Raw genomic sequence first — 14,128 nt, forward strand, 5'->3', positions numbered from 1 at the left:
AGGCGTGGTGCGCATCACAGGCCGCTGCCGCGTTCAGGCGAATCTTGCATAGGAGCATCAATCACATGACCCGTGAACTGACCCACTACGTGGGCGGCGCCCACGCCAAAGGAACCTCCGGTCGCTTCTCCGATGTGTACAACCCCTCCACCGGAGCCGTGCAATCCAGGCTCCCACTGGCTTCGCCCGGCGAAGTCCGAGACGCCATCACCGTCGCCGAGGCCGCACAGGTCGAATGGGGCCAGACCAACCCGCAGCGCCGGGCCCGCATCCTTAGCAAGTTCGTCGAGCTCGTCTACGCGAACATGGATGAGCTGGCGGCGCTGCTGACCAGCGAGCACGGCAAGACGTTCCCCGATTCAAAGGGTGACATCCAGCGGGGCCTGGAAGTCATCGAGTTCTGCGCCGCCGCCCCGCACCTGCTCAAGGGCGAATTCTCCGACAGTGCCGGAACCGACATCGACGTGCACTCCCTGCGCCAGCCGCTGGGCGTTGTCGCAGGCATCACCCCGTTCAACTTCCCCGCTATGATCCCGCTGTGGAAGGCCGGACCGGCCCTCGCCGCGGGCAACTCCTACATCCTCAAGCCCTCCGAGCGCGACCCCTCCGTCCCGCTGCGGCTCGCCGAGCTCTTCACCGAGGCCGGGCTCCCGGACGGTGTCTTCAACGTCGTGAACGGTGACAAGGAAGCCGTCGACGCCTTGCTTGAGGACCCGCGGGTGAAGGCCATCGGCTTCGTGGGCTCGACCCCGATCGCCCAAAGCATCTACGCCACCGCAGCAGCCAACGGCAAACGCGCCCAGTGCTTCGGCGGGGCCAAGAACCACATGGTCATCATGCCCGATGCGGACCTGGAAATGGTGGCCGATGCCCTCATGGGCGCCGGATACGGATCGGCAGGCGAACGCTGCATGGCCATCTCTGTTGCCATCCCCGTCGGCGAGGCCACCGCCGACGCCCTGGTGTCCAAGCTGAAGGAACGCGTGGCCGGGCTCAAGGTCGGCGACGGCATGGACAAGGAATCCGACTTCGGACCCGTTGTGGCCCAAAGCGCCAAGGAACGCATCGAGAACTACATCCAGGTCGGCGTGGACGAGGGCGCCTCGCTGCTGGTCGACGGCCGCGGATTGAGCGTTTCGGGCCACGAAGACGGATTCTGGGTCGGCCCCACCCTCTTCGACAACGTCACCGAAAACATGCGCATCTACAAGGAGGAAATCTTTGGACCCGTGCTCTGCGTGGTGCGGGCCAAGGACTACGAGGAGGCCCTGCGCCTGCCCTCGGAGCACGAATTCGGCAACGGCGTCTCCATCTACACGCGCGACGGCGACACCGCCCGGAACTTCACCTCGCGCGTCCAGGTCGGCATGGTCGGGGTCAATGTTCCCATCCCGGTCCCGATCGCCTACTACACCTTCGGCGGGTGGAAGGCCTCCGGCTTCGGGGACCTGAACCAGCACGGGGCCGACGCCTTCCGCTTCTACACCAAGACCAAAACCGTGACCACGCGCTGGCCCTCGGGCATCCGCGAGGGCGCGAGCTTCGTCATGCCGGAAGGTAGCTAAGCGACGTGGACGAGCCGCAGATCCTTTCCGAAGTGCGCGGATCCCTCGGCGTGATCACGCTGAACCGACCGCGCGCCGTCAATGCCCTGACTGCTGGCATGGCCGCGACCATGCTCCAGACCCTCGGCGAGTGGGCCAGCGACCCGGCGGTGAGCCAGGTGCTGGTGCGAGGGGCAGGCGATCGCGGGCTGTGCGCCGGCGGCGACATCGTGGCGATCCACCGCGACATCGCGGCAGGCGGCAGGGAAACCGAAGCCTTCTGGGCGACCGAATACCGGCTGAATTCCCTGATCAATGCCTATCCCAAGCCCTACATCGCCTACATGGACGGTCTGGTCCTGGGCGGGGGAGTCGGGATTTCCGCCCACGGAAGCCACCGCCTGGTCACCAGCCGAACCCGCAGCGGGATGCCCGAAACCACCATCGGCTTTGTCCCGGATGTCGGCGGCACGTACCTGCTTTCCCGTGCCCCCGGGGAAACCGGCACCCATGCCGCGCTCACCGGCGAGCACCTGGGCGCGGCCGAGGTGCTCTACCTTGGACTGGCGGACCACCTCATCGACTTCGCCCGCGCCGAGGAGCTCTTCGCGGAACTTGAGCGCAGGCCGGTTGACGAAGTGCTGCCGGCATACCTCCTGCCCGTCCCGGCCTCGAACCTGGAGGCCTGGCGGCCTTGGCTCGATGACGTCTATGCGCGGCAGGATGTCGAGGAAATCGTCTCCGCGCTCCAGGAACTGGCAGACGACGGAAACGCTGAGGCCCAGTACGCCGTGGCGACGCTGGCGAAGAAATCGCCGACCGCGCTCAAGCTCACCCTGGCCTCGCTGCGCCGCGCCAGGGACCTGGGATCCCTCGAAGAGACGCTGGAGCAGGAATACCGGGTCGGGTTGCGTTGCCTCGAGTCCAGGGACTTCCCCGAGGGCATTCGTGCCCAGGTCATCGACAAGGACTACGCCCCGGCGTGGAATCCCCCCACCCTGGCCCAAGTGCGGCAGGAAGACCTTGATGCCTGCTTCGCCTCGCTCGGGGAGCGCGAACTCAAACTCAACCCACGCGCCCTGAGCGACGCGGTCGAATAACGCTGGAGGAAGAACATGTCTGAACAATCGCCCGCCTCCGCGGGCCGGATAGCATTCCTGGGGCTCGGGCACATGGGCGAGCCCATGGCCGTGAACCTCATCAAGGCGGGTTTCGACGTGGTGGGCTTCGACGTCGTCCCCGCGGCCGTTGACGCCGCCGTCGGGGCGGGCGTGCCATGTGCTGCCTCGGCCATCGAGGCCGCCACCGGCGCACGCATCGTGCTGACGATGTTCCCCTCCGGGGACATCCTGCTCGATGCCTACCGGGGCGTGGGCGAACCCGGGTTGCTGGAAAGCGCCCCGCCGAATACCCTGTTCCTCGACTGTTCCACCATCGACGTGGCCCAGGCCCGCGAGGCGGCGCAGCTGGCGCTGGCCGCCGGGCACCGGTCGGCAGACGCCCCGGTTTCCGGTGGCGTGGTCGGAGCCGAAGCCGGGACCCTGACGTTCATGATCGGCGCCGAGGAGGGCGATCTCGCGCACATCACCCCGCTGCTGGAGGTCATGGGCAAGAAGCTGGTGCACTGCGGCGGACACGGCGCCGGACAAGCCGCGAAGATCTGCAACAACATGCTCCTGGGCATCTCCATGATCGGCGCCGCCGAGGCGTTCGTGCTCGGCGAGAAGCTGGGCCTGACCCACCAGGCGCTGTTCGACGTGATCTCCACGGCCTCGGGACAATGCTGGTCGGTGACCACCAACTGCCCGGTCCCCGGACCGGTGCCGGCTTCCCCTGCCAATCGCGACTATGTCCCCGGTTTTGCCGGTGCACTGATGGCCAAGGACCTTGGCCTGGCGTTGAACGCCGTGGAGACTGCGGGGGTTGCCGCGCAACTGGGCCCAATGGCCGCACAGATCTACCGCAAGTTCGCCGATGAGGGCGGGGCCGGCCGCGACTTTTCCGGCATCATCGCCGAGATCCGGGACAAATCGGGAGGCTAGGCAGGCCGGCAAGCCGAAGCGCGGGAAGGTCGCCCGGGTGCGGGAGCGTCTATGACGCGCCCGCACCCGGGGGACTTGACCTCAACGCACCTTGAGGTTCGTGGGATGTGACCACGACCTGCAAACCGAGGGGAAAGGGGCCCTGATGACCATCTTCAGTTGCTTAACCTGCGCCATTGAACACGGCGATGGCGCCGGCCCGCCCAAGAGCTGCGCGATCTGCGAGGACGAACGCCAATACGTGCCCGCGACGGGCCAGGCCTGGACCACCCGTGATGAGCTCGAATCCAAGGGGTACAAAATACTGGTCGAGGAACTGGAACCCGACCTCTACTCCGTCACCACGACACCGCGACTGGGCATCGGGCATCGCGGGCTGCTGATCCGCACTCCCGACGGCAACCTGCTTTTTGAGCCGCCCGGATTCATCGATGTGGCCGGTGCACTTCGTATTGACGAGCTCGGCGGAGTGGCGGCCATTGCCTCCAGCCATCCGCACCTGACCGGATCCTCGATCCAGTACAGCCATCGCTTCGGACATGTCCCTGTGTACGTTGCCGCGGCAGATGAGCAGTGGATCCGGCGCCCGGATCCGGTCATCAGGCTTTGGGAAGGAAAAGTCGAGATGCTCCCCGGCCTCTGGATGTACCAATGTGGCGGCCACTTCGCCGGAAGCAGCGTCGTGCACTGGCCGGCCGGGCAGAATGGTGCCGGGGTGCTGGTCAGCGGGGACACCATTGCCGTGGGGGGTGACAGGACATCGGCAAACGCCATGCGCAGCTACGTCAACAACATCCCGCTGCCCGCCAGTGCCGTTGAACGCATCCTTGGCATCGTGATGCCACTGGCGTTCACTCGGATGTACAGCGCCTTCGGCGTATTGGAACAGGACGCCCACACCGCTGTCAAACGGACGCTGCGCCGGTACATATCGTGGGTCAATGGGGATATGCCCGAATAATGGGACAGCCTGCACCAATCGACCATATGGTCGATGTGCAAGGGAGGCTGCAGACGGAGGATGGGAGATAAGAAGGGGGAAATTGCCGGTCGCAAGGCCCCCCGCACCATCCACTGAGAGAGAACCTCCTACCGTGTTTCTTGCAATCCGCGACATCCGCTTCGCCAAGGGCCGCTTCGCCCTCATGGGCTCGGTGGTTGCGCTCATTACCTTGCTGCTGGTCATGCTCTCCGGTCTGACCGCCGGTCTGGGAGACCAGTCAACCTCTGCCCTGAAAAACCTCGGCTCCGGGACCACCCCGGTGGACACCCTTGCCTTTGGCGCCGCCAGCGGCAACGAACCCAAGGCCTCGTTCACCGAAAGCCAGGTCACCGCGGAACAGGTTGACGTCTGGGGCAGCCGCCCGGGTGTTGCATCGGCAGAAGCCATCGGCATCACCCAGACCCGCTTCCAGGGCTCGGCCGCGGGGTCGGAAACCAGCACCGGAACCACCAACGTCGCGGTCTTCGGCATCCCGGAAGGCAGCTCGCTGGCCCCGTTGCCGGTTGCCGAGGGAGAGGTCGTCATCGGCGAATCGGTGGCCGAGGACCTGGCGCTTCAGGCCGGGGACACCGTCTCCATGGCCGGGATCGACCTGGTCGTCGGCGGGATTGCCGCGGACAACTGGTACTCGCACACCTCTGTCGCCTACACGGACCTCGATTCCTGGGCCGGCCTCGCCCACCTGGGCGACGCCACCCAGGCCGGAACCGTCATCGCCGTCACCAACCGGGACGGGGCAACGGTTGATAGCGAGGCGGCCAACGCCGCCGCAGGCACCGTCAGCACCACCCGCACCGGCTCCTACGCCGCGCTGGGCTCCTACAAGAGCGAAAACGGCTCGCTGCTGATGATGCAGGGCTTCCTCTACGGGATCTCCGCCCTGGTGATCCTGGCCTTCCTCACGGTCTGGACCGTGCAACGCACCCGCGACATTGCCGTGCTCAAGGCCCTGGGCGGCTCCGGTGGGTATGTGCTTCGGGACGCCATCACCCAGGCGAGCATCGTACTGCTGCTCGGTGCCGGGATCGGCGGCGGCATCGGCATCCTCGGCGGCTCCCTCGCCGCCAGCGCCGCGCCCTTCCTGCTCGGCCCCGCCACCACGGTGCTACCCATCCTCGGCGTATTTGTGCTCGGCCTGGCCGGGGCAGCGCTCGCCGTCTCCCGCGTCACCAAGGTCGATCCGCTCATCGCCCTGGGCGGCAACTAGCCCCACAGGCCACGATGACGTCCGCGCGTCTTTCCCAACGTCTGCCCCCACCTTCCCCGCAAAGGATTTGAATGAACACCGCCGCCACCGGCATAACCGCAACCGCCAACATGCCCCTGCAATTGATCGACCTGACCCTGGAATACCCGGACGGGCAGGGCACCGTCAAGGCCCTGGACGCCGTCAACCTCGGCGTCGGTGCCGGCCAGATGCTCTCGCTCATCGGTCCCTCGGGGTCGGGCAAGTCCTCCCTGCTGGCGGCCGCGGCAACATTGATCCGCCCCGCCAGCGGGCTGGTCATCATCGACGGGACAACCGCCAGCGACCTGAACGATGCCCAGATGACCACTTTGCGTCGCGAGAAGGTCGGCATCATCTTCCAGCAGCCCAACCTGTTGGCCTCGCTGACGGCAGTCGAGCAACTCATGATTTCCGACCACTTGCGCGGCAAGCCGCTGAAGCCCGCGAAGGCCCGGGCCCTGGAACTGCTGGAAATCGTTGGTTTGGCCGACAGCGCCAAGAAGCGCCCGCACCAGCTTTCCGGCGGTCAGCGCCAGCGCGTGAACATCGCCCGCGCCCTGATGGGAGAGCCAAAGGTGTTGCTGGTCGACGAGCCCACCGCGGCACTGGACAACACGCGCAGCGAGTCCATTGTGCGGCTGTTGGCCCATGTGACCAAGGAGTTCTCCGTGGCCACCGTGATGGTCACGCACGATACCGAATTCATCTCGCTCACCGATGCCGTCGCCTCAATGCGCGACGGCGTGCTCGGACTCCCGGAATTGGTCGGCGTCTAGACCGCCGAAAACAGGCAGGCCGTTTCCCTCCGCTACTCGGAAGCCGGCTCGTCCCCGGAGAAATCCCCGGCTTCGCGGCGGAACTTGCTGAAGATCCGGATCAGTGTGGAGATGTCGCGGTCCGAAAACCCGGAGTCGGCAAAAACCTGGGAATTAAGCTCGATGGTGGCGGCCGCGGCCAGTTCGCGGCCCTGCCGCGTCAGGGCAATGAGGGTGGTGCGCTTGTCGGTCGGATGCTTGGTGCGAGCCACCAGGCCGGCACTCTCCAGCCGGTCCACGGCGTTGGTCACCGAGGTGGCGTGGACCTGTAACAGGGCGCTTGCCCGATTCATGGCCAGCGAGCCCTCACGGGCAAAGCTGAGTAAAGCGAGCATCTCATAGCGGGCGAAGGTGAGGCCGAATGGCTTGAGGACCGTTTCCGCGCGTTGCAACAGGATCTGTTGCGTCCTCATCAGGGCCGTGATCGCAGCCATGGGCTCGGCAACGTCCTCCCACCCCCGGCGTTCCCAATTGCGTTGCGCTTCCAGGATCGGGTCGCGCGATAGTGGCTGGCTCAATGTTCCCTCCGGATAGAATTCGTGCCCCAGCTTATCCAAGCCTCTCCGTGCATCAGGATTTCAGGGACGGGAAATCGTCGTCACGGTACTCGATGCCCTGGGGCTGGAGCCCAGGGGCCGCGTCGTGGCGTGCCGCTTCGTTGTTCCGCAGTTCCACGCGCCGGATCTTCCCGGAAATGGTCTTGGGAAGCTCGGCAAATTCGAGTCGACGGATCCGTTTGAAGGGAGCCAGATGTTCCCGGCAGTAGCCCAGGATGCTTTCGGCCAACTCCGCCGAAGGCTCATGGCCCGCGGCGGTGACCACGAAGGCCTTGGGGACCGAGAGCCTGAGCGCATCGGGGGAGGGCACGACGGCGGCCTCGGCGACGGCGGGATGCTGGATCAGCACCGACTCCAGCTCGAAGGGACTGAGCTTGTAGTCGCTGGACTTGAACACGTCATCGCCGCGGCCCACGTAGGTGATGACCCCCTGCTCGTCCATCTCGGCCATGTCTCCGGTGTGGTAGACGCCGTCACGGAAGGCATCCGCGGTCTTCTCCCCGTCCCCGTAGTACGACTTCATCAGCCCCAGCGGGCGTGGATCCAGCCGCAGGCAGATTTCCCCCTCGCGCCCCTCCGCTCCGGTGGCTGGGTCGATGAGGACCACGTCGTAGCCGGGCATGGGCCTGCCCATGGCACCGATCTTGATGGGCATCCCCGGCGGATTGGCGATCTGCACGGTGGTTTCGGTCTGTCCGAAGCCGTCGCGAATCGTTTGCCCCCAGGCGCGGCTGACCTGGTCGATGACCTCCGAGTTCAGCGGCTCGCCGGCAGACACCAGCTTGGCCGGAGGGTTCTTCAGTGCCGTCAGGTCGGCCTGGATCAGCAGGCGCCACACGGTGGGCGGGGCGCAGAAGCTGGTGACGGATTCGGCATCCATCTGGGCCATGAGCGCCTTGGCGTCGAAGCGTTCGTAGTTGTAGAGGAAGACGGTTGCCTCGGCAATCCAGGGGGTGAAGAAGTTGCTCCACGCGTGCTTGGCCCAACCCGGGGATGCAACATTCAGGTGTACGTCACCGGGCTCCAGACCGATCCAAAACATCGTGCTCAGGTGCCCGGCCGGGTACGAGGTATGGGTGTGTTCCACCAGCTTGGCCTTGGAAGTGGTGCCGGAGGTGAAATACAGCAGCAGGGTTTCATCGGCCTTGGTTGCCACCTCGGGCACGAATTCGGTGGGATGCCCGGTGCTCTCGGTGTAGTCCACCGCGCCCACCGGTGCGTCGCCGTCCACGTGGATCACCGTGTAGTCGCCGGCGACCAGGTCAAACTTTTGCGTGTCGCCGTGCCCGGCCAGCGCCCAGCGCACACCGCCCCGCTCAACCCGGTCCTGCAGGTCGAGGTGGTTCATCTGCGTGGTGGTGGGGATCATGACCATGCCCAGCTTGATGCCGGCCAGCATGATCTCCCAGAGCTCCACGCGGTTGCCAAGCATGACGATCATCTTTTCGCCGCGCTTCATGCCGATCGAGCGCATCCAGTTGGCGACCTGTCCGGAGCGGGCAGATAGTTCGGCCCAGGTGCGGCGCGTGGACGTTCCGTCCTTTTCGACGATGACCAGTGCATTGGTGTCGGCGCGCAGCGGATCCTTGGCAACCTGGTCGAACCAGTCGAGGCCGAAATTGAACTCCGTGAACTCGGGCCAGCGAAATTCCTTGCGGGCGCCGTCGTAATCGGTCCGCAGTTCCAGGAGTCGGTCGCGTGCTGCACGGAATTCTTCGGTAACTGTCATTGCCGTCCTTTCGCCCGGACACCCAATTAGTAGGAAGCCCTAGTGATTTGAGTCACTGGCAAATATACTTGGATATCCAAGGGTTTGGAAGAGCTCGCAAACATCGAGCCAAACATTTCACCGGACAAGGAGTTACCCCTCTCATGCCATTGAGTGAGAACCAGGCAACAATCGCCGTTGCCGACACCGAACGAAGCTTCACTTCACTCCCGTTTCCGGACGTGGACCTCATGCACATCTGGCAGCTGCTGGAGCCGTCCGAACGTCGACGCTTGCGGGATATCCGCACTTTCCTGCAGGACCGGGTGCGGCCGGAATCCCTCGAGTACTGGAACCGCGAGGAGTTTCCGCACCACCTCCTGCCCGAGATGGCAGCCCACGGCCTCGGAGGAATCCAGCTGGATGGCAGCAGCGAATTGTTCAAGGGCCTGGTCTATGTCGAGGCGGCACGCGCCGATGTCTCACTCTCGGCCCTCGTTGGCATCCACAACGAACTTATCGTCGGCATGATCCGGGAACTCGGATCGGCGGAACAGCAAAAGAAGTGGCTGCCTGGACTATCCCAATTCACTGCACTGGGTGCCTTTGCCCTGACCGAGCCCGAGCATGGCTCCGACATCGCCGGAGGGCTCGCCACCACGGCGACTCGCGACGGGAATGAATGGGTCATCAACGGGGCCAAGCGCTGGATCGGCGCGGCCACGATGGCCGACTTTTCCCTGGTTTGGGCACGCGACACCGAAGACAATACGGTCAAGGCCTTCATCGTCGAGTCCGATTGTCCGGGCTTCAGCGCCACCAAGATCTCCAACAAGGTCGGTTTGCGCATCATGCAAAACGCGGACATCCGTTTGGACGCTGTACGTGTTCCGGAAACCAACAGGCTGCCCGGGGCCAAGAACTTCGCGGCGGCCAACGAACTGCTCAAGCACTCCCGTGCCTGGGTGGGATGGCAGGCGGCGGGCGTCCAACTGGGGATCTTCGACATCGCCAGGGACTACGCCTTGGCACGCACGCAATTCGGTGCGCCCATCGCAGGCTTCCAGTTGGTGCAGTTGCCGCTGGCCGAGATTCTGGGCAACGCCATGGCAAGCCTCTCACTCATGTCGGACGTGGCCAGGATCCAGGGGACCGGGGATCTCGAAATGGTCCAGGCCGCCATGGCCAAGGCGACCACCACCCGCCTGGCACGCGAGTCCGCGGCCAAGGGACGTGCCCTTTTGGGAGGCAACGGCGTCACCAGCGACTACGAGATGGCCAAGCTATTTGGGGACGTTGAAATCCTCTACACGTATGAAGGCACCTACGAAATAAACTCATTGATCGTCGGCCGGGCCGTCACCGGCGTCTCGGCGTTTGTCAGCCGACACTGACGAATGCGGTCGCGGAACCGGGGGTGATTTCGGTGCGCCCGGCATCGTGGATCACCGGGCCGTGGGCAGTGCGGGCGTTCTTCCTGAACGCCCTGGAGTCAAGGCGTTCGATGGAAAGCGGGCAGCCGGCCGCACGCCAGGCATCGAGCTCCTCGGGCTTTCCCTCCAGTACCCAGGCGAACAACGCGTGCGCTGCCTGCGCGGCGGCCTTCCCGGTGCTCATTCCCAATGAATCGTTCAACCCAATGCGAACCGTCGTCGGGACCATGGGCGCGCCCGGAGGCAAGGTGGTTCCCGAGACCTGCAGTTTGGCCAGGCGCTTGGGCAGGGAGTCGGCCTGCATCGGGGCAAAACCCATGGCCCGTGCGGACCCAATCTGCGCGAGCGCGTGGGCGGGGAATTCCTCGGCGACCTTGGCGAACATCTTGGCATCCGCCCGGCGGACGCTCTTGGCAAACGCTCCCTGCGCCCATGGCCGCCAATACGGGTGGCGCGGATCTGCCAGCAAGGCGCTGACCGAGGCCAGCGCCGCGACGGCGATGCCCTCGTCCTCGGGGCAGGGTTCCTCGCGATCCACCAGCAAGATGATGGGCTGCACCAGCTCGCCGGTCGGTTCAGGGAATTCCTCGACCGGACTCTCTGGTGCGTCGGGACGTGGGGATGGTTCGTTCAGGCTGCTTTCCACGGGTTCCAGCCTATGCGGTAGTGGAACCGATCAGGACTTCCACCACGTGTCGGAGATCGTGACGGGAGTGGTGCGCTTGTGCCGTGTCCGCAGGAACTTGCCCTCGATCAGGGTTGCGGCGGCCTCCGGGATCTCCCGTCCCTCCAAGTAGTCATCGATGTTCTCGTAGGTGATGCCCAGCTCATCCTCGTCGGTGCGTAGAGGCTGGCCGTCGAGCAGATCGGCCGTGGGGACCTTTTCCCATAATTGCCTCGGGGAGTCCAGATGCCGCAGCAGCTCGCGGTTCTGGCGCTTGTTCAGACCGAAGAGCGGAAGGAGGTCGGCCCCGCCGTCTCCGAACTTGGTGAAGAATCCGGTGACCGATTCGGCGCCGTGATCGGTGCCCAGGACCAAAAGGTTTTCCTCGCCGGCCAAGGTGTACTGGGCGATCATGCGCATGCGCGCCTTGATGTTGCCCTTGTTGAAATCCGAGACCGGTGTGCCCACGGCCTTGTGGAAGGCGGCTTCGAGTCCGTCGACACCCGCCTTGACGTTGAAGGTCCGTTCCACGTCTGCGGCCACGAACTCCATGGCGGCCTGCGCGTCGTCCTCGTCGAGCTGGGTTCCGTAGGGAAGTCGAACGGCGACGAACTTGGCGTCGGTTCCTGCAGCCCGGAGCTCCTCCGCGGCGAGTTGTGCCAAGCGCCCGGCCAGGGTGGAGTCCAGGCCGCCAGAGATGCCAAGCACAAACCCGCTGGTGTGCGTGGCGGTGAGGTATTCCTTGAGGAAATCAATGCGGGCACGGACCTCCGCGGCGGGGTCGATCCGGGGCTTGACACCCATTTCCTTGATGATGGCAGCCTGTAGTTCGCGCATGTCCCTAGCCTAACCTGTCAAGGGAACCCAACCATGGCGGATTCGTCCTACGCGTCCGCGGGAGGCCGGTTGGGATCCCATCCAAGGTTGGTGGCCATTTTCTGCAGGGATGAGACCGTGGTGGAATACTCCTCCGGCGTGATTCCGGCGCTTGATTCCTCGCGCATCGCATCGACGATCTCTGTGAGACGGTTCAGGGACACCGACCCCTGCTCGGTGAGTGCAAAGGTGTGCCCTTCCTCGGCAACCCAACCCGATTCAACGAGCTCGGCCAGATGCTCGGATGGGCTGGTGGGTTCGTCTTCGATCTGGACGTCCCCGAAGAACGGGGCAAGGGCTGCAGTCAGCTCGCCTCCGGTGGCGGGTCCGCGCGTCAGGACATTGAGCAATTGCCATTGCCGGCGGGTGACGCCGTGCTCTTCGAGGGAGTTGGCGAACTGCTCGGAGATGAGCGAGTCAACCAATTTAAGCCAGTAACCCAAAGGGCGAGAATCGGTCATGACCCCACCCTAACCCGGGGACCACCTGCCTGTCTGTAGCCGGGTTGGCCACGCGGCGAGTGAGGGAAGGCAGTGCGGGCGATGCCGGCTTCTCAATGACACACACTCGCTGCGATCGCAGGTATGCCGTCGACCAAACTAGAATTGAACTCATGACCAACACTGCCGCGCGCACCCGCCTGCTCGAACTCATCAAGGAACTCGCCGTGGTCCACGGCAAGGTCATCCTTTCCTCCGGCAAGGAGGCCGACTACTACATCGATCTACGCCGCATCACCCTGCACCACGAGGCGGCCCCGCTGGTGGGCTCCGTCATGCTGGAAATGCTCGACGAGGCAGGCATAGAATTCACCAATGCCGGCGGCCTGACCATGGGTGCGGACCCGGTGGGCACCGCACTCATGCACGCCGCCGGACACGCCGGACGCTCCATCGACGCGTTCGTGGTCCGCAAGGCCCAGAAGTCCTACGGCATGGGCCGACAGGTCGAGGGCCCCTCGGTCGAGGGACGCAACGTCGTGGTCCTCGAGGACACCTCCACCACCGGCGGTTCCGCACTGACCGCCGTCGAGGGCGTTCGCAAGGCAGGCGGCAACGTCGTGGCGGTGGCAGTGATCGTTGACCGCGACACCGGATCCAAGGAACGCATCGAGGCCGAGGCCGGTGTGCCCTACCTCTATGCCTTCGGTAAGGACGAGCTGGGCCTCTAAGCCCGCCACTTGTGACTTCCGCTGACGCGCCAGTCCTGCGTGCAGTGCGCCGCGGAGACCCCGGGGCAGTCCTGGCACTTATCGAGTCCGACCGCCCCGGGGTACTCGCGGCCAAGCGTCCCGTCGCGGCGCTGTACCGCTTGATGATGAGCGCCCCGGGGTTGGCCACCTCGCCCGAGGGGCACTGGACCGGTGAATTGGGCAAGCACGTCGACGCGGTGGTGTGTGCCCATGCAGCATGCATCGGCCCCATGCGGGCAGCCGACCTGGTCGCTATCCCGCGGAAAGTGCTCAAGAACGCCTACCCAAGGATCTTTCCGGAAGAATTGCCCGCGATCCTCGAACGGCTGGGAGAGAACTACCAGCGCGCTCCCAAGAACTGGGACAAGATCAGCCCCTACGGGGTGATGTTTGATTGGGTCGTTTGCGGGCTCGCCCCCGCTCCCACCGGTGACGGCACGGTGAACCACCTGCTCTTTACCCTTCGCTGGAGCAAGCCGCGCGAACGCGCGGCGCTGTTTGCGGCAGCTCCGGCCTTGGCCGCGATTACCTTGCCGAGGCTTTTCGACGCCGAAGTCAGGCCCTCCCTAGGCGCCGCCGCGCTGGACTGGCAGCTGGATCCGGCCAGCGAGGACCGTATCGATCGACAGATTTTGGGCCTGCTCCGGACCGGAACGTGGGATTCGGAACAGGTACACGATGGGATTGACCGCTTCCGGACGCGCCACACCAGTGCCTTCCAATTGCGCTGGGCTGACGGACTGGAACGATTACTGGCCGCAGAACGGGCTGAGCCCTGAGGCAAGTGTTTAATGCGGGCCCGGAGATGGAGGTTTTGCTTGCCTCGGGAAGGGTTCGGCGCAACCTGCTTCTCGGACGCGAATCGCTACATCTACGTTAGACCGAATGCGGGCTGGTCAACTTACGGTTTACGCTCGCGAAACCGGGGGTGGAACGCCATGCTGCCGCGCTACCACAAGTCGTAGATAGGTGCCGGTTTTCTTCTGCTATTCTTGCCCTATCCACGGACCTCCCGGCGCATCTGCCCGCCGGTTGAAGATAACGGGTGGCGCATTTTATTACCGCT

General features: G+C 64.8%; 14 protein-coding genes. 9 read left to right on the plus strand and 5 right to left on the minus strand.

Annotated features, from left to right (window positions below; translation table 11 throughout):
* The first annotated feature begins 65 nt into the window (after positions 1-65).
* From OIU93_RS13195 to OIU93_RS13220, 6 genes are all read left to right on the plus strand, one after another.
* Positions 66-1,565, plus strand: a complete 1,500-nt coding sequence (locus tag OIU93_RS13195; RefSeq protein ID WP_264270534.1) for a CoA-acylating methylmalonate-semialdehyde dehydrogenase — start codon at positions 66-68, stop codon at positions 1,563-1,565.
* A gap of 5 nt (positions 1,566-1,570) precedes the next feature.
* Complete coding sequence (locus OIU93_RS13200; RefSeq protein ID WP_264270535.1) at positions 1,571-2,644, plus strand: enoyl-CoA hydratase/isomerase family protein; 1,074 nt, start codon at positions 1,571-1,573, stop codon at positions 2,642-2,644.
* Positions 2,645-2,659: 15 nt separating this feature from the next.
* Positions 2,660-3,586, plus strand: coding sequence for a 3-hydroxyisobutyrate dehydrogenase (gene mmsB / locus OIU93_RS13205; protein ID WP_264270536.1), 927 nt, complete (start codon positions 2,660-2,662; stop codon positions 3,584-3,586).
* Positions 3,587-3,731: 145 nt separating this feature from the next.
* Positions 3,732-4,547 (plus strand): hydrolase, encoded by an 816-nt coding sequence (locus tag OIU93_RS13210; protein ID WP_264270537.1) that lies wholly within the window; start codon positions 3,732-3,734, stop codon positions 4,545-4,547.
* A 133-nt stretch (positions 4,548-4,680) separates the two neighbouring features.
* Positions 4,681-5,796 (plus strand): ABC transporter permease, encoded by a 1,116-nt coding sequence (locus OIU93_RS13215; protein WP_264270538.1) that lies wholly within the window; start codon positions 4,681-4,683, stop codon positions 5,794-5,796.
* A gap of 71 nt (positions 5,797-5,867) precedes the next feature.
* Positions 5,868-6,593, plus strand: coding sequence for an ABC transporter ATP-binding protein (locus OIU93_RS13220; RefSeq protein ID WP_264270539.1), 726 nt, complete (start codon positions 5,868-5,870; stop codon positions 6,591-6,593).
* 32 nt (positions 6,594-6,625) lie between these two features.
* On the opposite strand, the gene OIU93_RS13225 is transcribed toward OIU93_RS13220, so the two are convergent.
* Together OIU93_RS13225 and OIU93_RS13230 are read right to left on the minus strand one after the other, a co-directional pair.
* A complete protein-coding gene (locus tag OIU93_RS13225) occupies positions 6,626-7,150 on the minus strand; it encodes a MarR family winged helix-turn-helix transcriptional regulator (protein ID WP_264270540.1) in 525 nt (174 codons plus the stop codon).
* Between the two features lie 52 nt (positions 7,151-7,202).
* Entirely contained in the window at positions 7,203-8,918 is a 1,716-nt protein-coding gene (locus tag OIU93_RS13230; RefSeq protein ID WP_264270541.1) for an AMP-binding protein, read from the minus strand.
* A gap of 230 nt (positions 8,919-9,148) precedes the next feature.
* Here OIU93_RS13230 and OIU93_RS13235 point away from each other — a divergent pair, with 230 nt between their 5' ends.
* Positions 9,149-10,291, plus strand: a complete 1,143-nt coding sequence (locus OIU93_RS13235; RefSeq protein WP_264270586.1) for an acyl-CoA dehydrogenase family protein — start codon at positions 9,149-9,151, stop codon at positions 10,289-10,291.
* Here the strand turns inward: OIU93_RS13235 and OIU93_RS13240 are convergent.
* From OIU93_RS13240 to OIU93_RS13250, 3 genes are read right to left on the minus strand one after another with little or no spacing between them, the layout of a single operon-like run.
* Complete coding sequence (locus OIU93_RS13240) at positions 10,278-10,976, minus strand: peptidyl-tRNA hydrolase (RefSeq protein ID WP_264270542.1); 699 nt, start codon at positions 10,974-10,976, stop codon at positions 10,278-10,280. The two genes, OIU93_RS13235 and OIU93_RS13240, sit on opposite strands and share 14 nt — an antisense overlap.
* 30 nt (positions 10,977-11,006) lie before the next feature.
* Positions 11,007-11,831, minus strand: a complete 825-nt coding sequence (nadE, locus tag OIU93_RS13245) for an ammonia-dependent NAD(+) synthetase (protein WP_264270543.1) — start codon at positions 11,829-11,831, stop codon at positions 11,007-11,009.
* A 47-nt stretch (positions 11,832-11,878) separates the two neighbouring features.
* Positions 11,879-12,331: a MarR family winged helix-turn-helix transcriptional regulator gene (locus tag OIU93_RS13250; protein ID WP_264270544.1), complete on the minus strand. Its 453-nt coding sequence runs from the start codon at positions 12,329-12,331 to the stop codon at positions 11,879-11,881.
* Positions 12,332-12,483: 152 nt separating this feature from the next.
* Between OIU93_RS13250 and pyrE the strand changes: the two genes are divergently transcribed.
* Together pyrE and OIU93_RS13260 are read left to right on the plus strand one after the other, a co-directional pair.
* Positions 12,484-13,041: an orotate phosphoribosyltransferase gene (gene pyrE / locus OIU93_RS13255; RefSeq protein ID WP_264270545.1), complete on the plus strand. Its 558-nt coding sequence runs from the start codon at positions 12,484-12,486 to the stop codon at positions 13,039-13,041.
* A gap of 11 nt (positions 13,042-13,052) precedes the next feature.
* Positions 13,053-13,841, plus strand: a complete 789-nt coding sequence (locus OIU93_RS13260) for a hypothetical protein (RefSeq protein WP_264270546.1) — start codon at positions 13,053-13,055, stop codon at positions 13,839-13,841.
* The last annotated feature ends 287 nt before the right edge of the window (positions 13,842-14,128 follow it).

Origin of the sequence: Paeniglutamicibacter sp. ZC-3 (genome assembly GCF_025847175.2) — a bacterium.
In the GTDB taxonomy this organism is placed as follows: domain Bacteria; phylum Actinomycetota; class Actinomycetes; order Actinomycetales; family Micrococcaceae; genus Paeniglutamicibacter; species Paeniglutamicibacter sulfureus.

What these genes read in the sequence shown, in the direction of transcription:
- pyrE (WP_264270545.1), top strand. Translation starts at nt 12,484, where the DNA reads ATGACCAACACTGCCGCGCGCACCCGCCTGCTCGAACTCATCAAGGAA.
- OIU93_RS13235 (WP_264270586.1), top strand. Translation starts at nt 9,149, where the DNA reads ATGCACATCTGGCAGCTGCTGGAGCCGTCCGAACGTCGACGCTTGCGG.
- nadE (WP_264270543.1), bottom strand. Translation starts at nt 11,831, where the DNA reads ATGCGCGAACTACAGGCTGCCATCATCAAGGAAATGGGTGTCAAGCCC.
- OIU93_RS13195 (WP_264270534.1), top strand. Translation starts at nt 66, where the DNA reads ATGACCCGTGAACTGACCCACTACGTGGGCGGCGCCCACGCCAAAGGA.
- mmsB (WP_264270536.1), top strand. Translation starts at nt 2,660, where the DNA reads ATGTCTGAACAATCGCCCGCCTCCGCGGGCCGGATAGCATTCCTGGGG.
- OIU93_RS13250 (WP_264270544.1), bottom strand. Translation starts at nt 12,331, where the DNA reads ATGACCGATTCTCGCCCTTTGGGTTACTGGCTTAAATTGGTTGACTCG.
- OIU93_RS13220 (WP_264270539.1), top strand. Translation starts at nt 5,868, where the DNA reads ATGAACACCGCCGCCACCGGCATAACCGCAACCGCCAACATGCCCCTG.
- OIU93_RS13230 (WP_264270541.1), bottom strand. Translation starts at nt 8,918, where the DNA reads ATGACAGTTACCGAAGAATTCCGTGCAGCACGCGACCGACTCCTGGAA.
- OIU93_RS13210 (WP_264270537.1), top strand. Translation starts at nt 3,732, where the DNA reads ATGACCATCTTCAGTTGCTTAACCTGCGCCATTGAACACGGCGATGGC.